We start from the raw sequence: 25,225 nt of genomic DNA on the forward strand, positions 1-25,225 counted from the left end.
AAGACACGACACAAGCCGCCGACGAACAGATCGATGTGCGCATCCAGCCGACCATGCCGGAGAACCTTGGCGAAGGCGAGGTTCAGCGCATCACCACCGATCTGATCGGCGCGCTCAAAACCGTTTATGACCCCGAAATTCCGGTCGATATCTACGAGCTGGGGCTGATCTATAAGGTCGACCTCGACGACGACAGGAACCTGACCATCGACATGACCCTAACAGCGCCCGGCTGTCCCGTTGCGGGCGAAATGCCTGCCTGGGTGGAGAATGCAGCTCGCGGCGTCGAAGGCATTCAGGATGTCACCGTCAACATGGTCTTCGATCCGCCGTGGGACGCAAGCCGCATGAGCGAAGAAGCACAAGTTGCGTTGAACTGGTGGTAGGATCGCGCGTTCACTGCTATATATCGTGAACTACCGATAAAGGCGGACGACATCATGGCCTTCAAGATCATGTCCCTGACCGATGCTGCTGCCGAGCGCATCCGCGAAATCATGGAAGATTCGGATAAGCCGGTCATTGGCCTTCGCGTCGGCATCAAGAATGCCGGCTGCGCAGGCGTGTCCTATACGATGGACTATGTCAGCGAGCCGCTGAAGGGCGACGACCACGTAACGGATCATGGCGTCGATGTCTGGGTCGATCCGAAAGCCACCATGTACCTTCTCGGCACTGTCATGGATTTTGAAGAAACCAAGATGTCCTCGGGTTTTACCTTCAAGAACCCAAACCAGACCGGGGCCTGCGGCTGCGGGGAGAGCGTGACGCTCAAGGCGGCCGACCTCAAGGCGATCGCGGAAGCACGCGCGACGGCCTGATCACGATTGCCTCTTGGGACGCTTTGTCCTAACACCACGGCACCATGCCGAAAACGCTCCCTGCCGCCTATACCATCGTCCCGCCCGGCCGCCCGCTCTCCGGGCGTGTATCGCCGCCGGGCAGCAAATCCATCACCAATCGCGTCTTGCTGCTCGCCGCGCTTGCGGATGGCACGAGCCGGCTGACGGGTGCGCTTAAGAGCAAGGATACGGTGCTGATGGCGCAAGCCTTGCGGCAGATGGGCGTGACGGTGGAGGAGCCGGATGCGACCACTTTTCTGGTCACCAGCTCCGGCAGGCTACGTGTGCCGGATGCACCGCTGTTTCTTGGTAATGCCGGCACGGCGACGCGATTTCTGACGGCTGCGGTCGCAATTATTGACGGCACTGTCGTGGTTGATGGCGACGAGGATATGCATCTGCGGCCGATCAAGCCGCTGGTCGATGCGCTCAACTCGCTGGGGATCGACGCGACGGCGCCCACCGGATGTCCGCCGGTCACGATCCACGGTGCGGGACGCTTCGGTAAGGGGAGGGTGGAGATCGACGCCTCGCTCTCGAGCCAATACGTCTCGGCACTGCTGATGGCGGCGCCTTTTGGCGATGGGCCGATCGAAGTGGCTCTCGCTGGCCAGGACATCGGTGCCCGCGGCTATGTCGACCTGACGCTGGCCGCAATGCGGGCTTTCGGCGCAAAGGTCGATGAAACCGCGCCTGGCACATGGCAGGTCGAGCCGACGGGCTATGCTGCGACGGATTTCCATATCGAGCCCGACGCCTCTGCTGCTACCTATCTCTGGGGTATCGAAGCACTCACGGGCGGCAAGATAGATCTTGGTGTGGCGGCAGATGCGTTCACACAGCCGGATGCTGCAGCGCAGGCAGTCATCGCGCAGTTCCCTGACATGCCGGCCGTCATCGATGGTTCGCAGATGCAGGATGCGGTGCCGACGATGGCCGTGGTCGCTGCATTCAACAAGTCGACCGTGCGTTTTGTCGGGATCGCAAATCTCCGCGTCAAGGAAACTGACCGGATCCGGGCCGTGGCCAATGAGCTCAATCGGATCAAGCCGGGCCTTGCGGTCGAGGAGGGCGACGAACTAGTGGTTCATTCCGACCCTGACCTGCTTAACGCGGCTCAACGCAATGCCACGTCGCGGATCGAGACCTATCACGATCATCGCATCGCCATGAGCTTTGCACTCGCCGGCCTGCGGGTCGGCGGCGTGACGATCCTGGACCCGGCATGTACGGGAAAGACGTATCCCGACTATTGGGACATGCTGCAGTCGCTCGGCGTTACCATGGTGCCGACTGCCTGATCAGGCGGCGGTCACCCCGGCGCGAGTCTGCTCAGTAATTTCCGCGAGATTATCTTCGGTCACCACACGGTTTCGGCCAGCGTGCTTTGCTGCGTAAAGGCAGCGATCAGCGCGCTCGATCAGCGAACCGGCGGTGTCGGCGGGGTGAAAGCACGCAATACCAAACGAGGCGGTGATGCGGCCCAATTTTTCATTGGTCGAGCGCTTTAGCAGTTCCTTGCCGTGAATTGCCTGGCGAACGTTTTCGGCGACGATCGAAGCGCCATTGATGTCGGTGTTCGGCAGGATGGCCACGAACTCTTCGCCACCATAGCGAGCCGCAAGGTCTCGGCCCTTGATGTTGGATTTGATCGTCATGGCGACGAGGCGCAAGACCTGGTCGCCAGTCTGGTGGCCGTAGGTGTCGTTGAAACTCTTGAAGTGGTCGATATCGACGAGGATCAGGCAGAGCGAATTGCCGGTCTGGCGCGCTTCGGCTATGGCCGTGCGCAGGCCCTCGTCAAAGCTCTTGCGATTGGCGATCTTAGTCAAGGGATCGAGCAGCGACTCCCGCCGAACGTCGTCGAGATCGCGCTGGAGCGCGGCGATATCCTCGCGCGAGGCTTCGAGCTTTTGCTCTAAACTCCGATTGGTATCCTGCATGCGACGCGTTTCGGCCAGTAGGCGGGTCGCAAGAGCCTTAAGCGCTTCGGGAGAAATGTCGCGCTCGAGATCACCCTGTGCCGACTGAAGCGAGCCGGAATAGGCATTGGCAGTGGTCATCGCCTGATCGATCGCGGAATGAACCGCTTCGATGCGAGCCTGCATGCGTTCCGACACGGTCGACATGCGATCGTTGACGTCGGACTTCAGGAATTCGTTGTAGAGGGTTTCGGCAAGGCTCGTTGTCGGAGAATCGCCCGACGAAAAGAGCGCATTGATGCGGTGATTGAGCGACGGATTTACGCCGGTCGCGTAAGTATAGAGGAGCTCATAAAACTGCGGATAAGGCGGGATGCCGCTTTTCTTGAGCAGATCGAGCGCTGCGTTCGCATAGCCTAAAGCTCGCGTGAATTCGTGATCCGACACCGTTTCCCCGCGCCCCACAACGCGCTCACTATTGTCACCGTATTCTGACATCGAAGTCATTTACAAGCTATAACGAGCGCCGAAGCAACAGTCGTCAAAACGGCTTTTTACGCCTTTCCGCTGAAATACTTCGCAGTTTTTATTCAGAAATACGCGTCGGCCGCAAAAGAAACGCCGGAATTGGCCCGGCATCGCCAAAAGGCGAATCGGGGACGATATCCGACTGGGGTGCCGTGCTTTCCTTCTTCGGACGCCTGGACCGCCGAGGTGTTTCGGCGCTCTCCTCCATCGAAGCCTGCGGACTCGCCTCTGCCTCGCTCGGCCGCGTGCGCGACGACTGTCGGCGACGGCTGGTGCGGGCTGGCTTTGCCGAAGCGTCCTCTTCGCTATCTTCGCTCGACATGACGGGAGCGACATCGAGATAATCGATCGGCTTCTGGATGAGCTTCAGGATGGCATCGAGATGCTTTTCATCGCCAGGGCCCACAAGCGTGTAGGCTGTGCCGAGGCGACCTGCACGTCCGGTACGGCCGATGCGGTGCACATAGTCTTCGGCGTGAACCGGCACGTCGAAATTGAAAACGTGGCTGACGGCGGGAATGTCGAGGCCACGCGCTGCCACGTCGCTGGCAACCAGCAGTTTGAGATTTCCCGACTTGAACGCATCCAGCGTTTCCATCCGGCTCTTCTGGTCCATATCCCCATGAAGCGAGCCGGCGCTGTAGCCGTGCCGCTCAAGCGAGCGGGCAAGGGTCGCAACGTCGCGCTTGCGGTTGCAGAAGATGATGGCGTTGGTCAGGCCCTCTGCTGCGTCGATCCGGGCGCGAAGCATGGCCCGCTTTTGATCGGGACGCGAGGACACCTTGACGAGCTTCTGGTCGATGGTGTCGGCGGTCGATGCTGTGCGCGAGACCTGCACATGCACCGGATCCTTGAGAAATTTCTTGGTCAGGCGCTCAATCTGCGGGTCCATCGTGGCCGAGAAGAGCATGGTCTGGCGGCGCGGGGGCAGGCGCGAGGCGATCTTTTCGATGTCGTCGATGAAGCCCATGTCGAGCATGCGATCTGCTTCGTCGATGACCAGGATTTCAACGCCGGTCAGGAGAATCTTGCCGCGATCGAACTGATCGAGAAGGCGGCCGGGAGTTGCGATCAGCACGTCGACGCCGCGATCGAGCTTCTTGTTCTGATCTTCGAAGGACACACCGCCGATGATGAGCGCCATCGAGAGCCGATGATTCTTGCCGTACTTCTCGAAATTCTCGGAGACCTGCGCCGCGAGTTCGCGCGTCGGCTCGAGGATGAGCGTGCGGGGCATGCGGGCGCGGGCCCGGCCGGCCTCAAGCAGGGTCAGCATGGGCAGCACGAAAGATGCGGTCTTGCCGGTGCCTGTCTGGGCAATGCCGATCAGGTCCTTCTTTTCCAGAAGGTGCGGGATGGCCTGCGCCTGAATTTCCGTCGGCTTGGTGTAGCCGGCAGCGGCTACGGCTTCGGTAACTTTGCTTGAAAGGCCAAGGCCAGAAAAATCATCGGTCAACGTCAGAGATTCCACTCAGCGGCTTTTCCGGACTGACCACCGTCCCGACTATCCGGTGCGGCTCATCTCGGAAATCTTTGCAAGACTCGTGGTCCGGGGCAGTGGCGGAGGCCGAAAGTCGGATCGAGCGCGGGATTGCTTGTCTTCTTGCGCGGGAAGGCGGGCAGCAGGCGCAATGAGTAAAAACAGTCAATCCGGCAGACCTTGCGGCGCGGACCATAGCGCAAACCCTTAGCGTGTCAACGGTCTTGGCCGGATTTAGAGGTTCGGGAAGACTTAGCTGAGCTGGCGCGGGCGACAATTCTGGGCGTGACGACGAAATGCTCGGGCGCGGTCCGGCCCTCAATACGCTCTACAAGCAGACGCGCCGCCTGAATACCGAGGAGCTCGCCCGACTGATCGACGCTGGTCAGCCGGTGCTGCGCGAAATCGCAATACATGGTGTTGTCATAGCCGACGATGGCAACATCGTGCGGTATGGATACTCCGAGTTCCGTCGCCACACTGATCGCCTCGATGGCGATGAGGTCGGTCCAGCAGAAGATGGCGTCCGGCCGATTGTCCGATTCCAGAAGGCGGCGGACGGCAAGCTGCACGTCGCGCAGCACCTGGGTCGAGCGAATGATCAAGGTATCACTGCCCAGACCGTGGTCGACCATTTCAAGACGGTATCCCAGCTCGCGCTGGGAAACCACGGTCGACGCCCGCGCGAGACTGATCATGGCGATACGGCGATAGCCATTGGCATGAAGATGCCGAACGACAAGACGCGCACCGAGTTGATCGTCGTTGTTGACGGTATCAAAACTCTCGTCGCCGGGCTCGTGATGGCCAATGAGGACGAGTGGCACGCGATGGGCGATTTCGCTGATGCGCTCTGCCATTTCATTGGGGCCGATAAGGATCAGGCCATCCATCTGGCGATCGATCATGGCGTCGACCAGTTCGCTCGCCGTCACCGAAATCCCCTGCATTGCCTGGTATTGCGTCCGCGCGAGCGCTGAGGTCACGCCATCGAAAATGTCGGCAAAAAACGGGTTGCGCAGATCTGGCAGCAGCAGGCCGATGGTGTAGGTGCGCCCACGCAGCCCTCGGGCGGAAGCTAGGGGACGATAATTGAGCTTTTCCATCGACGCCTGCACTTTGGCGCGCAGGGCTTCGCTGACCCCATAGGCATCGCGCAGAACTTTCGAGACAGCGGCCACGGACACACCGGCATCGCTCGCTACCTCGCGGATCGTGATGCGTGGCGTTCTCGGCCCGGTCTTTTTCTGCATGATGGTCCTCTGCGCTTCTTTTCGCACCTAACCGATAAAAAGCCTATTGCGAAGATCGCAAAAATGTAGAACGCTACACGTAGAACAGTTTACGGCCGCAAAAGTGGCCTGAGGAGACTACGCCGTGTTGAATGAAACTGCCGCAGAGCTGGCTTCCAGCTCCCGAGCGTCTACGCGTGCCTGGACCGCCAAGATGGTGCGTCCCTTGGCCGACAGGGGAGTAGGGACCGCAGCCAGTTTCATCGCGAAATCCTTTTCACTCGATACCGTTTCCGGCAGCGAAATTCTCGATATATCGGCGCTCGGCCTCTACATCTGCTTCATTAACGGGAAGCGCGTTGGCCGCGATATCCTTACGCCCGGCTGGACGGCTTACGACGCGCGTCTCAGCTACCAGACTTATGAAATCGGCTCGTTGTTGGTGCCGGGTGAAAACCGCATCGAAATCTGGCTTGGCGATGGCTGGCTACGCTCGCAGCTGATGTGGGGCCAATTTCCGATCTACAACACCTGGGGCAGTCAGATTGCCGCCCTGATCGAGCTGCGCGCCAAGGCTGGCGACGCCGAACCGGTGCTCGTGACAGACGCGTCCTGGGAAAGCGGCGAGCTGCCGATCCGCAAGTCGGGCATTTATTTCGGCGAGACCTTCGACGCACGCATCGCGCCGACGGTCTCCGCCGGAACAGAAGAGATTTCCTTTGACGCCGCTCGTCTCGTCGCTCACGAGACAACGCCGGTTCGCGAGCTCGACGCGCTGGCCGTGACCAAAGCCTGGACCGATGCGGAGGGCCGGCAGGTTTTCGACTTTGCCCAGAATATCGGCGGATATGTCGCCATTGCTGTCACTGGCGCCGCGGGCGCGACGGTCGTCATCGAACATGCCGAAGTGCTCGATAAGGACGGCAATTTCTACAACGTCAATTACCGTACTGCGGAGGCCACGCTGACCTACACGCTGGCGGGTCAGGGGACGGAAGACTATCGCCCGCATTTCACCTTCCAGGGTTTCCGCTATGCTCGCATCACCATTACGGGTGATGCCAAGCTGATCGACATCAAGGCGATCCCGATCAGTTCGGTGACGGAGCAGAAGGCGACGTTCACCTCGGGTAATCCGCTCGTCAATCGTCTGTTCCTCAATACGCTCTGGAGCCAGCGCGGCAATTTCATCGAAGTGCCGACCGATTGCCCGCAGCGTGACGAACGCCTCGGCTGGACCGGCGACGCGCAGGTTTTTGCCGGTACCGCCGCCTATCTCGGCGACGTGCACAATTTCTTCCAAAAGTGGGTGCGTGACCTGATGGTCGATCAGCGCGAAGATGGCGCCGTTCCCCATGTTTGTCCTGATCCGACCCGGCTGCAGCCCGAGCACTATCCCGGCTTTTTCGGCTCGACCGGCTGGGGCGATGCCATTCACGAAGTGCCGTGGCAGGTGTATCTGCACTATGGCGACACGGCCTTCCTCAAGGAAGTGCTGCCGAATATGGTGCGCTGGGTCGATTTCGTCTGGTCGATCAGCGATGGGCCGATCGTATCGCCGCCGCGCGAATGGGGCGCGCGTGGTTTCTCCTTCGGGGATTGGCTGCAGCCCAAGGGGCCGAGTGCAAAGCCGCTGCCGACGATCGGCGACGACGCTGCGGCAACGATCTATCTCCATATTGCGGCCAAGCAGGTCGCCAAGATTGCTGGCATCGTTGGCGACACCGCGACCGAGCAGCGCCTTGCCAAGATGGCGGACGCCGTCAAGGCAGCATTCGCCAGCGAATTCATCACGGCATCCGGACGGCTGGCCTATGACGACCAGACCTCCTATGCGCTGGCGATCGTGCATGACCTGATCCCGGCCGATAAGTATGAAGCGACCAAGGGCTATTTCAAGCACACGATCGATCGTGCCGACCGCCGTATCGGGACGGGCTTCATCGGTACGCCAGCGCTGCTGCCGGCCCTGATCAAGATCGGGGAATGGGGTCTTGCCAGCGAAGTTTTCCTCCAGGAAGAGGTCCCGGGCTGGCTCTACCAGGTGAAGATGGGCGCGACGACGATCTGGGAGCGCTGGGACGCGATCCAGGCTGACGGATCGATCTACAACCCGCAGATGAATTCATACAATCACTATGCCTATGGCGCCGTGTGCCAGTGGCTCCTGGAAAGCGTGGCCGGTTTCCGGCCGGAACAGAACGATCCGGCATTCAAGACCGTCGTCTTCGAGCCGGTCATCCTGCCGGAATTGTCGCCTGTGGCAGCCGAGCACGACAGCCCCGCCGGCAAGATCACCGCCGCCTGGACCATCACGGGCGAGGCTGTGCGCTACGAGATCGAAGTGCCGGCACAAAGCCGCGGCGTGCTGCGCCTTGCGAACAGCTATCGCGATGCGATGCTCGATGGCGCTCCGGTGGGGCAGGTGGATGTGGCCCTGAGCCCCGGCAAGCACACCATCTCATTCAACTACACCCCGCCTCAGCGCACGGCGCGCGAGAAGTCGCGGGTGAATGCCAACACGCCATAAGGCGTTCGATTTCAACCGGGCCTGCAAAGGCAGGTCCACAGGGAGGTAGACCATGACCAAGACCAAACTTTTCGCCCTGATGGGTGCCAGTACGCTGGGACTGATGATGACGGCCAACGCCGTCTATGCGCAGCAGTCCGGCTATTTGTCGTTTCTCATCGACAACGGCCCGCAATCGGTTGCCGTGGCGGAAGCCTGGGTGGCCGCTTATACCGAGAAGAACCCGGATGTGACCATCGACATCGAAGTGCGCCCCGGTGGCGGTGAAGGCGACAATATCGTCAAGACCCGCCTTGCCACGGGCGCCATGGCCGACGTGTTCTTCTACAATTCGGGCTCGCTGTTTCAGGCGCTGAACCCGGCGCAGAACCTTCTGCCGCTGACAGGCGAAGCCTTCCAGGCAAACGTGCAGGACAGCTTCAAGTCGGTCGTTTCGGCGGGTGGCGAAGTCTATGGCGCGCCCTTCGCTCCGGCCATGGGCGGCGGCATCTTCTACAACAAGCCGATCTATGAAGAGCTTGGCCTCGAAATTCCCAAGACCTGGGACGAGTTCATGGCCAATAACGAAAAGATCAAGGCTGCCGGCAAAACCGCCGTCATCCAGACCTATGGCGAAACCTGGACCAGCCAGGTGATCGTGCTCGCCGACTTCTTCAACGTGCTGGCCGAAGACCCGCAGTTTGCCGAGCAGTTCACGGCGAACGAGGCCAAGTTCGCGACCACGCCGGCCGCGCTGCGCAGCTTCGAAAAGCTGCAGGAAGTCCATGATGCCGATCTCTTCAACGCCGATTTCGGCGCGGCAACCTATCCCGATGGTCTGCGCATGGTCGCCATGGGCGAGGGTGCGCACTATCCGATGCTGACCTTTGGCATCGGCGCGATTGCCGAAACCGTTCCGGATCACATCCAGGACGTCGGCTTCTTCGCGCTGCCCGGCGACAGCGCCGACAAGAACGGCCTCACCACCTGGATGCCGGACTCGATCTATGTCGCCAAGACCACGGCCAGCCCGGACCTCGCCAAGGATTTCGTGTCCTTCGTTGCTTCGCCCGAAGGATGCGACATCCGCAATGAAGCCGTCGGCGCCACCGGTCCTTACATGATCGCCGGCTGCGAACTGCCCGCCGACGTGCCGCCGGCCGTTTCGGACATGCTGCCCTACTTCCAGGAAGGCGGCCAGAACGCTCCGGCGCTCGAGTTCCTCTCGCCCGTCAAGGGTCCGGCGCTCGAGCAGATCACCGTCGAAGTGGGCTCGGGCATTCGTCCGGCTGCCGAGGGCGCTGCCCTTTATGACGAAGACGTGCGCAAGCAGGCCCAGCAGCTTGGCCTTGCCGGCTGGTAATCATTCCTGAGCATGCTCTGGCTCCGGAGGAAAACCCTCCGGAGCCGCAACGCATTACGAGGTTTCCATGACGGCAGCGGCTGCTCCTGCGCTCAAAATGCAGCGGAGGTCCCTTTACCCAGGCTGGTTTTATCTACCGGCTGCAGTGGTCTATTCCGTGCTGTTCCTGGCGCCGACCTTCGCCTCGCTCTATTTCAGCCTGACGCGCTGGACATTGTTCGACGCGACGTTCATCGGTTTCGACAATTTCGCGCAGTTTTTTCGCGAGCCCTTCCTTATCCAGGGCCTCGTCAACACCGTTATCTATGCCGTTGTCACATCGGGCTTGAAGGTGGTCATCGGCATGGCACTGGCCGTGATGCTCACGAGCCAGATCATGGCGCGCGGTTACCTCCGCTCCGTCATCTTCTTTCCGGTTCTCGTCTCGACCATCGGCGTCGGCATGACCTTCACCGTGCTGATGCATCCTACGCAGGGCATGATCAATCAGGCGCTGGCGCTGTTTGGCATCGCCGGTCCGGGCTGGCTCGTTGACCCGAAACTCGCGCTGTTCTCGGTGGCGCTTGTCGACGTCTGGAAAGGCGTGGGCCTTGCTACAGTTATTTACATCGCCGGTCTCGTGGCCATTCCCAAAGACTACTACGAGGCCGCGCGCATCGATGGCGCGACCAGGCTGCAGAATTTCATTTATGTCACGCTGCCGCTGAGCCGGCCGGCAACTGCGACCGTGATTACGCTCAGCTTCATCGGTGGCCTTCGCACCTTCGACCTGATCTGGGCCATGACAAAGGGCGGGCCGGGCTTTGCCTCCGACACCGTCGCCTCGGTGATCTACAAGCAATATCAGGCGGGCTTTTATGGCCTTTCGACCGCAGGCAATGTGGTGCTCTTCATTCTCATCGCCGTGCTTGTCGTGCCGCTGACCATGTTCCTTAACCGCAAGCAGGGTCACGAATGAGATCGCGCGGCTCCATCATCGGCGGCGTTGCCGCCATCGCGGCCACTTTCGTGGTCTTCGTGATCCCGTTCCTGTTCATCATCCTGATGGCTTTCAAGGACAAGCAGCAGTCCGCGCTGCGTGACTTTTCCTGGCCAAACGGTTTCCACCTCTGGGACAACCTCTATGAGGTGGTCAAGACCCGCAATTGGATGATGATCACGGCGTTTATCAACTCCTCGCTCATCACCGTGGTCAGCGTGACACTGCTGATCGTGCTCGCAGCGATGGTCGGCTTCGTCCTCGCGCGGCGCAAGACCAGGTGGAATGGACTGATTGAGTTCCTGATCCTTGCCGGTCTCATGATCCCACCAGCCGTGGTGCCGACGATCTGGTTGCTGCAGGGTCTGAAACTGTTCGGCACGCTCCATGGCATGATCCTGATCCAGGTAGCCTACAACCTGCCGTTTTCGATCATCCTCTATCGCGCCTTTATCGCTACCATTCCGCGCGAGCTCGACGAAGCGGCGGTGATCGACGGCGCGCGACCGCTCGATGTGTTCTTCCGCATCATCCTGCCGCTGCTCTGGCCGGTGACGGTGACCAATATCGTGGTCCAATCGGTCGGCATATTCAACGATTTCACCAATCCGCTCTATTATCTGCCGGGCAATCAGAACGCTACCGTGCAACTGACGCTCTATAATTTCCAGAGCCAGTTCAGCACCGCCTACAATCTCTTGTTCACCAATATCATGCTCATCACCATCCCGCCGCTGATCGTCTTCATGTTCTTCAACCGGCAGATCGTGGCCGGCATGACGGCTGGCGCGGTCAAGGGATAGGGCGATGACTATCAAAACTCTCAGCGAGGCGACCTGACCATGGCCGGTTTGGAACTGAAAAACATCCAGAAGACCTATGGCAAGGTCGAGGTCATCAAGGGCGTGGACCTCGATATCGAGGATGGCGAATTCGTCGTCTTCGTCGGCCCCTCGGGCTGCGGCAAGTCCACCCTCTTGCGGATGATCGCCGGTCTCGAGGACATCACCGGCGGCGAGCTTTATATCGGGGACAAGCTCTGCAACGACGTCGAGCCGCGCGACCGCTCGATCGCCATGGTCTTCCAGTCCTATGCGCTCTATCCGCATATGACGGTCTACGACAATGTCGGCTTTGGCCTCAAACTCGCCAAGACGCCCAAGGATGTCCGCGACCAAAAGATCCGCGAAGCGGCGCGCATCCTGAAAATGGAGCACCTGCTCGATCGCAAACCCGGCCAATTGTCGGGCGGCCAGCGCCAGCGCGTCGCTATCGGCCGTGCCATTGTGCGGCAGCCCGAAGTCTTCCTGTTCGACGAGCCGCTGTCCAATCTCGACGCGGCCCTGCGTGTCGACACGCGCATGGAAATCGCCAAGCTCCATGCCGACCTTGGCGCGACCATGATCTATGTGACCCACGACCAGGTCGAAGCCATGACCTTGGCCGACAAGATCGTCGTGCTCGATGCCGGCGTCGTGCAGCAGGTCGGCAGCCCGATCGAACTTTATCAGCGGCCGCAGAACCGCTTTGTCGCCGGCTTCATCGGCTCGCCGAAGATGAACTTTGTCGAGGTGGCGGTTGAAGCCATCGGGCCCGATGCCATTACCGTCGGCAGCAAGGACGTGGCCAGTCTTCGGGTCCCGGCGGCGACGGCGGGTATCAGTGTCGGTGATACCCTGACCCTCGGCATTCGCCCGCATGATCTGAGCCCAGCCAATACCGGCGCCATCGTCGGACGCGTTGCGATCGTCGAGCGGCTCGGCAACGAAACTATCGTCAATATTGAATTGGCATCGGGCACTGCCTGGCTCGCCGTGCTCGATGGCGACCAAGCGTTACGCATCGGCGAAAGCCTCGCTCTCGCTGCAGAGCCGGCAAAGGCGATCCTGTTCGACGCGGCCGGCAAGGCACTGCTGCCGACACCCGCCTGAGCTGAAACAATCCTCCCGACTGGCCCCGGCATTGCCGGGGCCTTTTTTTTATGTCGAAACGCTTCCCTCTCATTCGTCGCTGACATGCACTGTCGTTGGCTGGCGTAAAATTAGGCCGGAAAGACTGGGTAACCACGCTGACCGGAGCAAAGACGTTTCCGCTCGGCCGACAGCGAAGTAGATTGAGGTTGGAGGAAAGTTCGATGACGCCATTTCACCAGATCCTTGCCAACAATCTCGTGGCCAATGTCACGAATTTTACTGTGTGGTTCGCTGTGACCTTCTGGGTCTTCATCGAAACCGAGTCGGTTTTCGCGACCGGCATGATTGCCGGTATTTTCCTCGTGTTTACCGCCAGCTTCGGTATTTGGTTCGGCTCGATCGTCGATCATAATTCCAAGAAGATCGCGATGCTCGGCTCCAGCGTTGCGTCTGGGCTCTGCTATGCGATCGGCGTCGTCATGGTGCTGCTGGAGCCCGAAGGCGCCTTCACAAATCCATACGGGCCCTATCTCTGGATCTTTATCCTCATCGTCATGCTCGGCGTCATCGCCGGCAATATCCGGTCGATCGCCCTGCCGACGCTCGTGACCATGCTCATTGCCGAAGACAATCGCGATAAGGCCAACGGGCTCGTCGGCATGGTGACCGGTATCGGCTTTCTGACCACTTCGGTCATCTCCGGTTTCCTTGTCGCATATACCGGAATGCTGGGCGTGCAAATCATGGCCCTCAGCGCAACCGTCCTGGCGTTTCTGCACCTTCTTTGGGTCAAGCTGGATGAGGGCAGGGCGGTCGAAGATCCTGAACAGCCGATGGAGCCGAAGCGCGTTGATCTGGCCGGGACGATCCGCGTCGTCGCCGCTGTGCCGGGCCTTTTTGCGCTTATTTTCTTTGCCACCTTCAACAATTTCCTGGGCGGCATCTTCATGGCACTGCTCGACGCCTATGGACTATCCATGGTTTCAGTCGAGACCTGGGGGCTGTTGTTCGGCTTTCTCTCTACTGCCTTCATCGTCAGCGGCATCGTCATTTCAAAGACAGGGCTCGGCAAAAACCCGCTGCGCACGCTGCTGCTCGTCAACGTTATGACCTGGTCGGTATGCTGCGTATTCACGTTTCAAACCTCGATCTGGCTGTTGGCCGCCGGATGTTTTGTCTGGATGCTGCTTGGGCCCTATGCGGAAGCGGCTGAACATACGACGCTGCAGAAAGTGGTGCCGCTCGAACGGCAGGGGCGCGTCTTTGGCTTTGCGCAATCGGTCGAACAAGCCGCTTCGCCACTGACGGCGTTTCTGATTGGCCCACTCACGCAGTTCGTCGTGATTCCATTCATGACGGACGGGGCAGGGGCCCAGACCATAGGATCTTGGTTCGGCACAGGACCAGCGCGTGGCATCGCTCTCGTGTTCACCGTTGCCGGCTTCATCGGCCTGACGGTCACCATCCTTGCCTTCAACTCACGCTATTATCGTGAACTGTCGGCGGCTTATGCCAGCAACAAGGACGACGACGGAAATGGCGGGACGGCGGTTGCCGACCCCGCCTGACCGTCACGCCGGCAGAGCTTCTGCCGGCGTGACGTCGCGGCGCTTGGGCGGAAAGGCCAGCGCCAGCGCGGCACCCGCGAGGCCCACGCCCGCCGAGGCAACATAGAGCCAGTGATAATCGCCGAAAGTATCGAAAAGCCAGCCGCCGCCGACTGGTCCAAAAGCCATGCCGATCGAGGAAGTCATGGTGATGCCGCCCAGCACCGTGCCCATCACCTTCGGGCCGAAATAATCCCGGGCCAACACCGAATAGAGCGGCATCACGCCGCCATAGACCATGCCGAGCACGACGGCGAGCATATAAAAATGCTGAAGCTCACTGACATAGATATAGCAATAAATGCCGACTGCCTGCAGCGCGAGGCCGCCCACGATGATGCGCTTGACCCCGATGCGATCGGCAAGGACGCCGAAAATCAGGCGGCCGAATAGCCCTGCAACGCCTTCGACGCTATAGATGCTCGCCGCCGCCAGTGCGGAAGCCCCACAGAGCATGGCATAGCTGACCGTGTGAAAAATCGGTCCGGAATGAGCGGCGCAGCAGAGGAAGAACACGCCCGCCAGAATGAAGAATTGCGGCTTGCGAAACACGGCCGTCATGTTTGACGGCGCCGGCTCGGCCGGAGCGAGATCGCTTGCGGGACTTGGTGCAGCCTCGATTGCTTCCGGAGCGCGCCGGATCAGGAAGGCCGCCGGGAAGATTAATACCGCGGCGGTAATCGCAGTCATCGTCATGGCGTCGCGCCAGCCATAGGTCTCGATCAGGATAGTCGCGAGCGGCGTGACGACCATCGGGGCAATGCCGCCGCCAAGCGAAACCAGCGATACGGCAAGGCTGCGGTTCTTGTCGAACCATCCAAGCGTCGTCGCGATCAAAGGTGCAAAGAACGCACCGCCGGACGCGCCGACAAGACCGCCATAAGCGAACTGGAAAACGAGCAAATCATGGGCGCGGCTGGCGATAAACAGCCCGAGGCCGAGCATCAATGCCGCTATCAACACGACCGGCCGCGCGCCGATCCGGTCGGTCAGCGTGCCCCAGATAAAGCCCGCAACGCCCATCACAACAAAACCAATCGTCATGGCGCCGGAAATGCCGGCCCGAGTCCAACCTGTATCGTCTGCCATCGGCTGGAGATAGACCGGCAAGGCGAACATGGCGCCCATGGCGATGCAAGTGATCAATGCGCCGGCAGCGACGATGACCCATCCGTAATGTCGTTCCATTCGAAGGTTCCTCCAAAAGTTGTACCTCCGCGACGATTGGAACGCGCCCAAACAGACAGTCGCAAGAAAAAACTCTGGCGGATAAGCGATGGAAGATGATTGTTTGGCGTGGCCGCTGCTGGAGGGCGTTGTCGTCAGCGCCATCACACCGATATGGCAAAAGGCGTGCGCAAAATGGGGATTCGTGTGTCCGACATCATAAGTTGTCGTCGTAGATGGCTGAGACGCCCGGAAATCGGCAACGCTCTACGTCATAAAGTGTCAGCGACTACATCATAAAATGTCTACCGCGATGATTTCTTCACGTAGAAGTTGTCATCAATATTTCGGTAACCATATTTTCCCGTTCGAAATCTAGAGACGACGCCCGAGTCTAGCAACAGCGGGATCGTCTGTGCGCATAGGCGCGATTTGGACGGAGCCACTTTCGATGTCGGTTACCAGAAACAACCACTACGTTCCCCAATGGCACCAGCGCCGGTTTCTACTCGCTGGGCAAAATGAGCTCGCCTACCTCGACCTGACCCCCGCGATGCATCGGAAGGGGAATGGCACCCAGGTCCCCGGCCGATCGTTGCATCGAACACCGACGGTGCGAGCCTTCGTCGAGAAGGATCTCTACTCCACCTTCTTCGGCACGGCCGTGAGCGATGAGATCGAACGTAGGCTCTTCGGTGATATTGACACCAGGGGTGCCGAAGCCATCCGCGCATTTGAGGGCGTCGACCAGGCGGCCTGGCACAGCAACTTCGAAACTCTCTTCGAGTACCTCGACGTCCAAAAGCTGCGTACGCCCAAAGGGCTTGCCTGGCTACGCAAGCAGTATCCCGAGCTTTCCCAAAATCAGCTGATGATGGAAATGCAGAGCATCAGAATGCTCAACTGCACCACTTGGACGACAGGTGTCCGGGAGATCGTTTCTGCCGAACAAGCGACCACCAAATTCATCCTGACCGATCATCCGGTCACAGTTTACAACCACGCTGCACCGCCTCGAGACCGTCTAAACAAGTACCCGGACGACCCCTCGATCGCATTGAAATGTTCGCAGACGATCTTCCCGCTCAGCCAGAACCACTGCCTGGTCCTCACCAACCTCGAGTACGCAAAGGATCACGCGGCCAGTCCACTTGAGAAACGGACGTTTGCGCGACGCTTCCACAACGCTCTCGTGAACACGATCAACTTTATCCGCACTCGCCACCTCACTGACGAGCAGGTGACCGAGATCAACTTCATTGCGAAGGCCAGAGCGCACAGGTACATCGCGGCCGGGCGAAGGGAGTGGTTGTACCCAGAGGAAACGGTAACCAAGCCGTGGCGGGACCTCCGGTCTACCCTCCTTCCGCCGGAGGATGGGCTCTTCCATTTTGGGGGGGAGATATATGTCGGATATGAAGATGGGCGGGTGGATTATCAGGATGAGTTTGGCCGGCGCGAAGGTCCTCGCCCCTGGCTGGTTAAGGCTGCGCCATCTCAACCGATTGGGAACCGCGAGCCTTGCCCATGCGGGTCCGGCTTACCCTTTTCTTCGTGCTGTAAGAGCAGACCGCAGCACTTAAGGACCAGTTGGACAGAAAAGAGCATCCGCGAACGGAACCTGATGTTCTTGACCGGCATCGAGAACTTCCTTGAGCTCGACGGCAAGGATTGGGACGAGATACGCCGCAGTATGACCGACGAAAAGATCGCGACGTTGTACGATATGTATTCGTCGCTCTGGCCACGGGAAACCGATCTTCTGGCATTGTTGCCGAAGCCGGACGGGACGTTCCGGTCGGTTTTTACGGGGTCGTTGCATCCGAAGCTCATCGCCGAATTTGCCTTGGGCGCACCTCTATATTTCGGCGAAATCATCATTCAGCACCCGTTCGTCAATCCTGCTTCCCTGAAGAAGGAAATGCGCCCCACGGAAGACCCGCACGCGTATCGGGGAGAGGTGCTCAAATCCCTCATGACCTTCTTTAACTTCGCTCCCTTGGTGCAGGCCGGCCTCGTCCAACTTATTCCTGACCCATGGGACTTCGATTTACATCTGCGAGACCAGACCATGAGGATGGCGGAGGCCCGGCGACCGTGGATGAAGTTGGACCTCAAAGACGATGCCCGGCTGAATGAGATCCTTGACGAAGATGTGCGTCGGATGATGCTGGGCCTGCCGGACGAGGCACACCTGTCGCGCTTAGCAGAACTACCGGAGGCCGACCTTCCGGCCGACACTGCTGTGCTGCTGCGGTACTTGGAGCAGGAGAGGCTTGATGATCCGCTGGCTGTTCTGCAAGAGCGCAGCCTTGGCGCCGGCGGACAGTTGAACGCCATGCAAATGGCGCCGAATTTCGAAATGACAATGTACCTAGCCCAGGCGACAGGTGCGCAAATCCTGACCGACAGCCCGTTTCGGTGGCGGGAATTGCAGCTGGCTCTCAACAGAAGGTATCTGGGCACCGCCGCAGCGCTCAATGAATTACGGGCAATGGTCCATGCGTCTCCTCTCCGCTTTCCCATTGGTTTCGAGCCGCTCATCACGCTCAAGGATGAGCGCGCCTTCACAGATATCACGGCTGTGTTTGACGGCGCGTATCGATATCTGCGCACGACCACGCCGGACACGACAAGACCGAACTATGAGGCGCAACTGGCGGCCCGTTTCAATCGAAACAAATCAGTTGCGGACGCGTTTTTCGACAAGAACGGAGTACCCCATAGCTTGGGCAAGGTCACGAGCATGTTCCGGCTGGGTGGACTTCAGGACAATCACATCAATCGATTGCTACTGATGTCGAGTGCGGAGCATCACCTTGACGGTGTACCCATGGCGACGTTTGTCGAACGCTGGCCTAACGGAGGGCTGGTATGACGTCTACCGCTGGACATCGAAATTGCTTAGCTACTGCGGCCTTGATGAGCCGGCATATCACGGGGTGGATGGCGTTCGGGACCGACCTGATACTTCATTCGGTATTGAACATTTCGGGACGATGGATCTGCCTCACGCCTCAACTCGTTCCAGCAAATCCTCGCTTTGAGTTCACCCCCGACCCACAACTCAGTTGGGTCATCTAAGCCGGCATAGGCATGCAGTTCCGCCCTCAAAACATGTGCTGATGGCGGATTGGGTGCGTGACTAGCCAATCAATAAGCTCGTTCTGAAGCTCCTGATCATAGATCGAGTGGAATACCTCAGCCGCCTTGGCCGCCGTTTGCCTGCCAGAGCGCGAGGCCGCCAATCTCAGCGGGGATGTCGGATAGTCGAGGTAGCCGGCGGCGGCGCCTCCGTAGAAACTAGCCCTGTCTGGCTTGCCCACTATTCTGGCGAAGGCATCCGACGTGAATGGGATTAGCGATAAACTGATGGCCGGAAGCGGCCCCTCGATCAGGCCATCTGCCACCAGATGGACTACCCGTACCCACATCATGACGCTGGCAAGAATGATACTGCCAGGGTGAGCCTGGCGGAACGTGCCGAGGAACCAATAGGAAGCGGGCATCGCGGCACGACGGGCGGGTCTACCGTCGAGGGGAGAGCAAAACTCTCACGTCAAAGGCCAATGTAGGCGTTGACAAAGGTTCCTGTTTTGTTCCTTATGACGTAGCTCACGTATGCAGCGCGTGACCTTCACACCCGTCGGCCGAGCGGCCGTCACCAGAAGGAATAACGCAATGAGCGAAACCGAGAATGCCGCGGCATCCGCCGCGGACCTGCTTGCGCGCGCCTATATCGACGCGCTCGCAGCAGCCGAAAACGTCAAAATCAAATCCATGGTCCGGGGACCGGATTCCAAGGATTCGCTGTCGACGATCCTTGACGAGCTTGAGGACGATCCCCACGAGGATGACCCGCACCTGCGGGTCGACCTCGTGATGGCGGCCGTGCTGACCGCCAAAGCGGTCGCGTCGGAGCCGGGCCTCGCGCGCCGCCTGCGCAAGGAGGCACCCATCGTCACCATCGAGACCCATACTGCCGATATGGTGCCGCTCGTCCGCGCGATCGTCGACGAGTGTGCCGCCGCGACCAACAAGGGGCGGCACATCGTGGCCCGGGATGGGTCGGAGAAGTCACATGCGCCCGACAGGAACAACGCCGAGGTCATCGCGGCGTTGAACCGACGCAAGCTGACCGTAGGCATCGCTCCGGATGTCCGCCGCTACCTTCCTTCGACATTGATGCGCATGACCGAATACCGGCTCGTGTTACCCGCGATCGACGACTGGGCGATAAAGCTGGTGATCGAAGCGGTGACCGGCGAGGCTTGCTCACACCCGATTGACCCGCGGCTCGTCCGCAACGCCGACATGAGCGACCTTTCCCTCGCGATCCGTTCCGGACTTTCTCCCGCCGAATGTGTCGCGCGCCTCGTCAAGATCGTACACGAAAAATCCCAATATGGCGGTGAAGGACCCGCGCTTGGCGACCTTCACGGATATGGCGAAGCCATGGAATGGGCGCTCGATCTCGTCGAGGACCTGCGGGAATACCGCGCCGGTCGCCTCGACTGGGAGCTGGTCGACAATCGCGCGCTGCTACTCGCGGGCGCACCCGGTTTGGGGAAGACGACCTTCGCAGCGGCTCTCGCCAAGTCGGCGGGGGTGCCGCTCATCTCCACGTCGGTTGCGGAATGGAACGCCTCCTCGTACTTGAGCGGCACCTTGCAGATGATCCGCGATGCGTTCGGCCGGGCCCGGCGCAACGCGCCGAGTGTCCTGCTCATTGACGAACTCGACGGGATTTCCGACCGCGCCAGTCTGACCGGCGACTACGTCGAGTATTGGTCGCAAATCGTCAATTATCTCCTTGAGCATTTATCGAGTGGCGCCGAGAACGTCGGCGTGGTCGTAATCGGAACGACGAACTTTGCTTCCAAAATCGACCCCGCCATTCTTCGCTCGGGTCGACTGGACCGGCAGATAATCTTGACCGCACCCGGGGCGGAAGACCTCGCGAAGATCTTCGGCCATTACCTTACCGACACGATCGTCAAGGGGGATGACCTGATGCCTCTGGCTTTGGCTGCGGAGGGTAAGACCGGCGCTGACGTCGAAGCCTACGTCAAACGAGCCAAGGCCGCGGCACGCCGCGCGCGTCGCGAATTGCGCATTTCGGACGTTCTCGACCAGATCCAGAAAGGCGGACCGAAAATGCGTCAATCCGTGCGCCGTCGCGTGGCAACCCATGAAGCGGGGCACGTCATCGTCGGACGCGCGCTAAACGTCGGTGAGTTTCTGGTGGCATCCATCGGGGAGGGTGGCGGACAGGCCTCGTTCGAGGACGCTATCGATACGGCGTCGACGCCCGGGGAAATCGAGAACGTGATATGTCTCTTCATGGCCGGGCGTGCTGCCGAGCGGCTGACGTTCGGTGATTGCGCGATCGGGTCGGGTCTGGAGGAACGCTCTGACCTCGCTCGTGCGACCAGTCTTGCGGAGATGCTGGAAACCAAAGGCGCTGCGGGCAACCTTTATCTGCCGGACGACCCGGCCCGCAATATGTTGCACTTGCCCGGCCTTATTTCCGCAGTGAAGACCAGGCTCGACAAAGGCGAGGCGCGCGCCGCGGAAATCCTCGAAGCCAACCGTGCGCTCCTCGACGGCATTGCCGCGCGTCTCGACGCCGACGGGTACCTGTCGGCCACCGAGATCGACAAGATCGAAATCGTCGCACGCGTACGGGAGGCGGCGGAATGAGGATGGGCAGGTTCGACGGCCCTCGTGCCGGTTCCGCGGGTGCGGACGCGGCCGATTTGATCGATACGATCGATGCCCTGGAAAGCGATATGGACTTGGAGGAGGGGACCTTGATCCGCGCGTTGACCGCGATCATCGAGCGCCGGCGTCGCTTCGCGGCGTTGAGGCGCGATCATGATTTCCGCTTCCGTTGACCGGGGCAGGGGCAATGCCATGACGGTTCTCAACCGTAAAACTGTCCTCGATGGACTTCGGGTGGCCGCGGTCATTCGGGCTGGCGAGTTACCTACAGAGGCGGACCTTGCGAACGCACCCACTCTTACGCTTTGGACCTATGAACCGCTGTCGGGTGAATTTTACCGTCTCGCAGGGATTGTCGCGGGGCACCCGCGACTGCCGGATGGATCATGCTTCACCAGCGCGGTACTGGCAATCGATCCCTGCCTCAAATGGGCGAGGACTGTCAGTAGATTCTACAAGCTTGGTCCTTCCATTTTTGAGGTCACGAAACGCGAAAACTCCTCGGGTGCTTAAGACCGCGTCTGATGGGCCGTAACCTCGATGTTGGCGGGGTGGGGGGCCTCCGCAAGGAGGCCCTCTCAGGTCAGCCTTCGTCGATGAGCCGACGAATCTTGGCGAGCCGCACGTCGAAGCTCTCTTCGGCCGCGAGAGTTCCGAAGAACCGTCCCTCGGCGTCAACGAGCTGGATGGAGGCTTGGTGCTCCATCTGGTAGTCGCCATCTTCCATCGGCACCTTCTCGAAGAAGATGTACCGGTCCTGAGCCATGGTGCTCACCTGCGCCAGATCGCCCGTAAGGCCGTCGATCCGGGCATCGAAGTACTCGACGTAGTCCTTCATGATCTCCGGCGTATCGCGTTCAGGATCGACCGACACGAAGACGACCTGCAGCTTGTCGGCATCTGGGCCAAGCGCTTCGAGGATGGCCGACATCTCGGCCAACGCTGTGGGACAAACGTCGGGGCAGTGGGTGAAGCCGTAGAACCACGCCGAAGGCTTGCCGAGGAAGTCGGCCTGCGTTACCGGAGCACCATCTTGGTTCACGAGGGAGAAGGGCTTGGCATAAATGGCTTCCCCAGCATTAGCAGGCGCGAACCGGGGTCCAAAAGCGAGGAAGGCAGCTCCGGCAGCCGCGATCGCCACCAGCACCCACAGGACCACCCGAAGCCTGCGCAATCCGGTCATTGCCCGTGTCCCTCATGGCTGGCGCCGGCTCCCGCAGTGCGCTCCTCCACCTTGAAGGTGACGTCGATCCTTCCCGCCTTCTCGAAAACAAGAGTAGCCGGCACTTCGTCGCCGACGCGATAACGTTGCGCCGGCTTGACGAACATGGCGTGCATGCCGTCGTCGAGCCAGACCGTCTGCCCAGCGGGAACGAGCAGTCCTTCGGCCATCGGTTGCATGCGAGCGATCCCGTCGGTCACGGTGGACCGGTGCATCTCCACCTTTTCGGCGGCAGGGCTCTCGATGGCAATCAGTCGGTCGTCGACATCGCCCATGTTCTGGATGGACAGATACCCGCCAAGCACGGGGGCATTCGGCGGCGCCTCCTCGATCATCGGGTGGTCGAGGTAGATCGACACCTGAGTGAAGTCGTGGGCAACAGCCGGTGAGGCGGCGAGGATGCCGATCAAGGCAAGGCCGAGAGCTATCTTCATGATGATTCCGTTCGTTCGCCCGATGCTTACCGGCGATGCTGGTCAAATGGAATGCGACCGGCTGCCCCGCCAGGCCAAGAGCCGCATGGCGTTGGCCGTCACGAGGACGGTAGCGCCGGTATCTGCAAGAATCGCTGGCCATAAGCCCGTAATGCCGACCACCGTCGTCACCAGGAACACAGCCTTCAAACCCAACGCCAGGGTGATGTTCTGCCCAATGTTGGCCATGGTGGCCTTGGACAGAGCGATCATGTCGGCGATGTCGGTGACGCGCCCGTGCAGGACGGCTGCGTCGGCCGTCTCGAGCGCCACGTCGGTGCCGCCGCCCATTGCGATGCCAATGTCAGCGGCCGCCAGGGCAGGGGCGTCGTTGATGCCATCGCCCACCTTAGCCACGACACTGCCCTGACCCTGCAGTTCCCGGACGATCCGCTGCTTGTCCTGGGGCAGGAGGCCGGCGCGCACGTCCATGCCAAGCGAGGCACCGATAGCGCTGGCGGTGCGCTGGTTGTCGCCGGTGAGCATCACCGTTCCCACTCCGGCATCCCTCAGCGCCTGCAAGCCGGCTTTGGCATCGGCACGCGGCTCATCCCGAATGGCGAAGATGCCCGCGAGGGAGTCGTTTGCGAGGAGCACGGAGACGGTCTTGCCCTCGTCGTTTAAGGCGGCAATGCGGGTGCGTACGTCTTCCGTAATGGTGGTGCGCTCCGCGGCTGCCTCAACCGAACCGAGGAAGGCCTTGTCGGTGCCGATGCTGCCTGTCACGCCCTTGCCCGGAACTGCCTGCAGGTCGAAGCCCGGCGGGATCGGAGCCTTGTCGGCTTTCGCCTTCGCCAGGATGGCTAGGGCAAGGGGATGACTGGATCCGGTCTCAAGAGCTGCGGCCATGGAGAGCACCTGCGCGTCGCTACGTCCCACCGCAACGACGTCAGTTACCTTCGGCTTGCCCTCGGTCAGGGTGCCGGTCTTGTCCATGGCGACCATGGTGATGGTGCGCAGCTGCTCGAGCACGGCGCCGCCCTTGAGCAGCAGGCCGCGCCGGGCGCCGGCTGAGAGGGCAGCTGCAATCGCGGCAGGCGTCGAAATCACCAGCGCGCAGGGGCAACCGACGAGGAGGATCGCCAAGCCCTTGTAGACCCACTCGCTCCAGGACTGGCCTAGCAGCAGAGGCGGCAGGATGGCAACGAGCGCGCCGACCAATAGAACGCCCGGCGTGTAGTATTTCGAGAACTTGTCGATGAAGCGTTCGGTGGGTGCCTTGCTCTCTTGAGCTTCCTCCACCAGAGCGATGACTCGCGAGATGGTGTTGTCGGCGGCCGCGGCGGTGACGCGCACCTTGATGACGGTGTCAGTATTGATGGTGCCGGCGAACACGGCATCGCCCACGCCCTTGCTCTTGGGCACGCTCTCGCCGGTCACCGGCGCTTCGTCTATAGCCCCGCGACCCTCGACGATCTCGCCATCGGCCGGGACACGGTCGCCCGGGCGCACCAGCACCACTTGCTTGAGCGCGAGGCTGGAGGCAGGCACTTCGCGGACGTCGTCGCCGTCGACCAGCAGCGCCGTCTTGGGCACCAGATCGGCAAGCCCCTTGATGCTGGCGCGGGCGCGGCTGGCGGCGAAGCCCTCCAGCATCTCGCCGACCAGGAACAGCAGGACGACCGTTGCGGCTTCCTCCGTCGCGCCGATGATGACGGCGCCGATGGCGGCGATGGACATCAAGGTCTCGATCGAGAACGGTGAGCCCGCCAGCGCACCGGCGATGGCACGCCGGCCAATCGGCAAAAGGCCAACTAGCAGGGCGATGAGGAATGCCCAGTGGCCAACGTCCGGCATTACCCGGCCTACAAGGTAGGCGGCGACCAATGCACCGCCGCAGGCCGTGGTCAGGATCGCTTTGCGGGTTCGCCACCACGGCGTCCCATCATCGGCATCATCATCGTCATCGCCATGCATGTGAATGCGATCGTCGCCGGCCGGATGCTGATGATCACCATCATCGGCATCCGGCACTTTAGACGATCGTGCGGCAGAGCCATCGGTCTGCAGCTGGCGAGTCGGATAGCCAAGATTGGAGACGCGACGCGCAAGATCGGTGAGGTCGACGTTGTCGGTGTGCTTAACCGACATCGTGCCGGAGACGACCGACACGGAAACATCTTCCACGCCCTGAATACGTCGGGCCGCCGTGTCGACCTTGGAAGCACAACTGGCGCAATCCATGCCTTCAACGCGGAAGCGTGTGGTTCCAATCCTTGCATCCATTGGCGGCGACTCCTTGAATTCGTCACCATCTGCGTACA

At 60.6% G+C, this 25,225-nt stretch carries 21 protein-coding genes; 13 read left to right on the top strand and 8 right to left on the bottom strand.

Features of this window, described 5'->3' with window-relative positions; translation table 11 throughout:
• The first annotated feature begins 53 nt into the window (after nucleotides 1-53).
• From VW35_RS14920 to VW35_RS14930, 3 genes are read left to right on the top strand one after another with little or no spacing between them, the layout of a single operon-like run.
• Nucleotides 54-386, top strand: coding sequence for an SUF system Fe-S cluster assembly protein (locus tag VW35_RS14920; protein ID WP_046143954.1), 333 nt, complete (start codon nucleotides 54-56; stop codon nucleotides 384-386).
• A 54-nt stretch (nucleotides 387-440) separates the two neighbouring features.
• Complete coding sequence (locus VW35_RS14925) at nucleotides 441-821, top strand: HesB/IscA family protein (RefSeq protein WP_046143889.1); 381 nt, start codon at nucleotides 441-443, stop codon at nucleotides 819-821.
• Between the two features lie 44 nt (nucleotides 822-865).
• Nucleotides 866-2,143: a 3-phosphoshikimate 1-carboxyvinyltransferase gene (locus tag VW35_RS14930; RefSeq protein WP_046143890.1), complete on the top strand. Its 1,278-nt coding sequence runs from the start codon at nucleotides 866-868 to the stop codon at nucleotides 2,141-2,143.
• Here VW35_RS14930 and VW35_RS14935 read toward each other — a convergent pair whose 3' ends face one another.
• The 3 genes from VW35_RS14935 to VW35_RS14945 form a co-directional block, all read right to left on the bottom strand.
• Nucleotides 2,144-3,262 (bottom strand): GGDEF domain-containing protein, encoded by a 1,119-nt coding sequence (locus VW35_RS14935; protein WP_046143891.1) that lies wholly within the window; start codon nucleotides 3,260-3,262, stop codon nucleotides 2,144-2,146.
• A gap of 88 nt (nucleotides 3,263-3,350) precedes the next feature.
• Nucleotides 3,351-4,763 carry a DEAD/DEAH box helicase gene (locus VW35_RS14940; RefSeq protein WP_244465914.1) on the bottom strand — a complete coding sequence of 471 codons (1,413 nt, stop codon included), beginning with the start codon at nucleotides 4,761-4,763 and terminating at the stop codon, nucleotides 3,351-3,353.
• 224 nt (nucleotides 4,764-4,987) lie between these two features.
• A complete protein-coding gene (locus VW35_RS14945) occupies nucleotides 4,988-6,025 on the bottom strand; it encodes a LacI family DNA-binding transcriptional regulator (RefSeq protein ID WP_046143955.1) in 1,038 nt (345 codons plus the stop codon).
• A gap of 193 nt (nucleotides 6,026-6,218) precedes the next feature.
• Between VW35_RS14945 and VW35_RS14950 the strand changes: the two genes are divergently transcribed.
• The 6 genes from VW35_RS14950 (at nucleotide 6,219) to VW35_RS14975 (ending at nucleotide 14,336) form a co-directional block, all read left to right on the top strand.
• Entirely contained in the window at nucleotides 6,219-8,534 is a 2,316-nt protein-coding gene (locus VW35_RS14950; RefSeq protein WP_046143956.1) for an alpha-L-rhamnosidase, read from the top strand.
• A 52-nt stretch (nucleotides 8,535-8,586) separates the two neighbouring features.
• The gene (locus tag VW35_RS14955; RefSeq protein WP_046143893.1) at nucleotides 8,587-9,876 is read left to right on the top strand and encodes an ABC transporter substrate-binding protein; all 1,290 of its coding nucleotides are present in this window, start codon (nucleotides 8,587-8,589) and stop codon (nucleotides 9,874-9,876) included.
• A 67-nt stretch (nucleotides 9,877-9,943) separates the two neighbouring features.
• Complete coding sequence (locus VW35_RS14960) at nucleotides 9,944-10,834, top strand: carbohydrate ABC transporter permease (protein ID WP_046143894.1); 891 nt, start codon at nucleotides 9,944-9,946, stop codon at nucleotides 10,832-10,834.
• Nucleotides 10,831-11,658 carry a carbohydrate ABC transporter permease gene (locus VW35_RS14965; protein ID WP_046143895.1) on the top strand — a complete coding sequence of 276 codons (828 nt, stop codon included), beginning with the start codon at nucleotides 10,831-10,833 and terminating at the stop codon, nucleotides 11,656-11,658. Before VW35_RS14960 ends, VW35_RS14965 begins: the two co-directional genes overlap by 4 nt.
• A gap of 39 nt (nucleotides 11,659-11,697) precedes the next feature.
• On the top strand, nucleotides 11,698-12,786 hold the full coding sequence (locus VW35_RS14970) for an ABC transporter ATP-binding protein (RefSeq protein WP_046143896.1): 1,089 nt from the start codon (nucleotides 11,698-11,700) through the stop codon (nucleotides 12,784-12,786).
• Nucleotides 12,787-12,989: 203 nt separating this feature from the next.
• Nucleotides 12,990-14,336, top strand: a complete 1,347-nt coding sequence (locus tag VW35_RS14975) for an MFS transporter (protein ID WP_046143897.1) — start codon at nucleotides 12,990-12,992, stop codon at nucleotides 14,334-14,336.
• 3 nt (nucleotides 14,337-14,339) lie between these two features.
• Here VW35_RS14975 and VW35_RS14980 read toward each other — a convergent pair whose 3' ends face one another.
• Nucleotides 14,340-15,563: an MFS transporter gene (locus VW35_RS14980; protein WP_046143898.1), complete on the bottom strand. Its 1,224-nt coding sequence runs from the start codon at nucleotides 15,561-15,563 to the stop codon at nucleotides 14,340-14,342.
• Between the two features lie 430 nt (nucleotides 15,564-15,993).
• Here VW35_RS14980 and VW35_RS14985 point away from each other — a divergent pair, with 430 nt between their 5' ends.
• Nucleotides 15,994-18,420: a DUF4238 domain-containing protein gene (locus VW35_RS14985; protein ID WP_046143899.1), complete on the top strand. Its 2,427-nt coding sequence runs from the start codon at nucleotides 15,994-15,996 to the stop codon at nucleotides 18,418-18,420.
• Between the two features lie 232 nt (nucleotides 18,421-18,652).
• Here VW35_RS14985 and VW35_RS14990 read toward each other — a convergent pair whose 3' ends face one another.
• Entirely contained in the window at nucleotides 18,653-19,051 is a 399-nt protein-coding gene (locus tag VW35_RS14990) for a beta/alpha barrel domain-containing protein (RefSeq protein ID WP_046143900.1), read from the bottom strand.
• Nucleotides 19,052-19,223: 172 nt separating this feature from the next.
• Between VW35_RS14990 and VW35_RS14995 the strand changes: the two genes are divergently transcribed.
• Genes VW35_RS14995 through VW35_RS22295 form a run of 3 tightly spaced genes read left to right on the top strand, consistent with a single transcriptional unit; the run spans nucleotide 19,224 to nucleotide 21,779 of the window.
• Complete coding sequence (locus tag VW35_RS14995) at nucleotides 19,224-21,245, top strand: AAA family ATPase (RefSeq protein WP_046143957.1); 2,022 nt, start codon at nucleotides 19,224-19,226, stop codon at nucleotides 21,243-21,245.
• 2 nt (nucleotides 21,246-21,247) lie between these two features.
• Nucleotides 21,248-21,439 carry a hypothetical protein gene (locus tag VW35_RS15000; RefSeq protein ID WP_046143901.1) on the top strand — a complete coding sequence of 64 codons (192 nt, stop codon included), beginning with the start codon at nucleotides 21,248-21,250 and terminating at the stop codon, nucleotides 21,437-21,439.
• Between the two features lie 19 nt (nucleotides 21,440-21,458).
• Nucleotides 21,459-21,779 (top strand): DUF6634 family protein, encoded by a 321-nt coding sequence (locus tag VW35_RS22295; RefSeq protein ID WP_052951768.1) that lies wholly within the window; start codon nucleotides 21,459-21,461, stop codon nucleotides 21,777-21,779.
• 70 nt (nucleotides 21,780-21,849) lie between these two features.
• Here VW35_RS22295 and VW35_RS15010 read toward each other — a convergent pair whose 3' ends face one another.
• Genes VW35_RS15010 through VW35_RS15020 form a run of 3 tightly spaced genes read right to left on the bottom strand, consistent with a single transcriptional unit; the run spans nucleotide 21,850 to nucleotide 25,187 of the window.
• Nucleotides 21,850-22,449 (bottom strand): SCO family protein, encoded by a 600-nt coding sequence (locus VW35_RS15010; protein WP_052951769.1) that lies wholly within the window; start codon nucleotides 22,447-22,449, stop codon nucleotides 21,850-21,852.
• Entirely contained in the window at nucleotides 22,446-22,922 is a 477-nt protein-coding gene (locus tag VW35_RS15015) for a copper chaperone PCu(A)C (protein ID WP_052951770.1), read from the bottom strand. Before VW35_RS15015 ends, VW35_RS15010 begins: the two co-directional genes overlap by 4 nt.
• Before the next feature lie 42 nt (nucleotides 22,923-22,964).
• The gene (locus tag VW35_RS15020) at nucleotides 22,965-25,187 is read right to left on the bottom strand and encodes a heavy metal translocating P-type ATPase (protein WP_046143959.1); all 2,223 of its coding nucleotides are present in this window, start codon (nucleotides 25,185-25,187) and stop codon (nucleotides 22,965-22,967) included.
• Between the last annotated feature and the right edge of the window lie 38 nt (nucleotides 25,188-25,225).

The organism is Devosia soli, assembly GCF_000970455.1.
Lineage (GTDB): Bacteria > Pseudomonadota > Alphaproteobacteria > Rhizobiales > Devosiaceae > Devosia > Devosia soli.

Coding starts and splice junctions, on each gene's coding strand:
- VW35_RS14920 (WP_046143954.1), top strand. CDS start 54: ATGCCGGAGAACCTTGGCGAAGGCGAGGTTCAGCGCATCACCACCGAT.
- VW35_RS14925 (WP_046143889.1), top strand. CDS start 441: ATGGCCTTCAAGATCATGTCCCTGACCGATGCTGCTGCCGAGCGCATC.
- VW35_RS14930 (WP_046143890.1), top strand. CDS start 866: ATGCCGAAAACGCTCCCTGCCGCCTATACCATCGTCCCGCCCGGCCGC.
- VW35_RS14935 (WP_046143891.1), bottom strand. CDS start 3,262: ATGTCAGAATACGGTGACAATAGTGAGCGCGTTGTGGGGCGCGGGGAA.
- VW35_RS14945 (WP_046143955.1), bottom strand. CDS start 6,025: ATGCAGAAAAAGACCGGGCCGAGAACGCCACGCATCACGATCCGCGAG.
- VW35_RS14950 (WP_046143956.1), top strand. CDS start 6,219: ATGGTGCGTCCCTTGGCCGACAGGGGAGTAGGGACCGCAGCCAGTTTC.
- VW35_RS14955 (WP_046143893.1), top strand. CDS start 8,587: ATGACCAAGACCAAACTTTTCGCCCTGATGGGTGCCAGTACGCTGGGA.
- VW35_RS14960 (WP_046143894.1), top strand. CDS start 9,944: ATGACGGCAGCGGCTGCTCCTGCGCTCAAAATGCAGCGGAGGTCCCTT.
- VW35_RS14965 (WP_046143895.1), top strand. CDS start 10,831: ATGAGATCGCGCGGCTCCATCATCGGCGGCGTTGCCGCCATCGCGGCC.
- VW35_RS14970 (WP_046143896.1), top strand. CDS start 11,698: ATGGCCGGTTTGGAACTGAAAAACATCCAGAAGACCTATGGCAAGGTC.
- VW35_RS14975 (WP_046143897.1), top strand. CDS start 12,990: ATGACGCCATTTCACCAGATCCTTGCCAACAATCTCGTGGCCAATGTC.
- VW35_RS14980 (WP_046143898.1), bottom strand. CDS start 15,563: ATGGAACGACATTACGGATGGGTCATCGTCGCTGCCGGCGCATTGATC.
- VW35_RS14985 (WP_046143899.1), top strand. CDS start 15,994: ATGTCGGTTACCAGAAACAACCACTACGTTCCCCAATGGCACCAGCGC.
- VW35_RS14990 (WP_046143900.1), bottom strand. CDS start 19,051: ATGCCCGCTTCCTATTGGTTCCTCGGCACGTTCCGCCAGGCTCACCCT.
- VW35_RS14995 (WP_046143957.1), top strand. CDS start 19,224: ATGAGCGAAACCGAGAATGCCGCGGCATCCGCCGCGGACCTGCTTGCG.
- VW35_RS15000 (WP_046143901.1), top strand. CDS start 21,248: ATGGGCAGGTTCGACGGCCCTCGTGCCGGTTCCGCGGGTGCGGACGCG.
- VW35_RS22295 (WP_052951768.1), top strand. CDS start 21,459: ATGACGGTTCTCAACCGTAAAACTGTCCTCGATGGACTTCGGGTGGCC.
- VW35_RS15010 (WP_052951769.1), bottom strand. CDS start 22,449: ATGACCGGATTGCGCAGGCTTCGGGTGGTCCTGTGGGTGCTGGTGGCG.
- VW35_RS15015 (WP_052951770.1), bottom strand. CDS start 22,922: ATGAAGATAGCTCTCGGCCTTGCCTTGATCGGCATCCTCGCCGCCTCA.
- VW35_RS15020 (WP_046143959.1), bottom strand. CDS start 25,187: ATGGATGCAAGGATTGGAACCACACGCTTCCGCGTTGAAGGCATGGAT.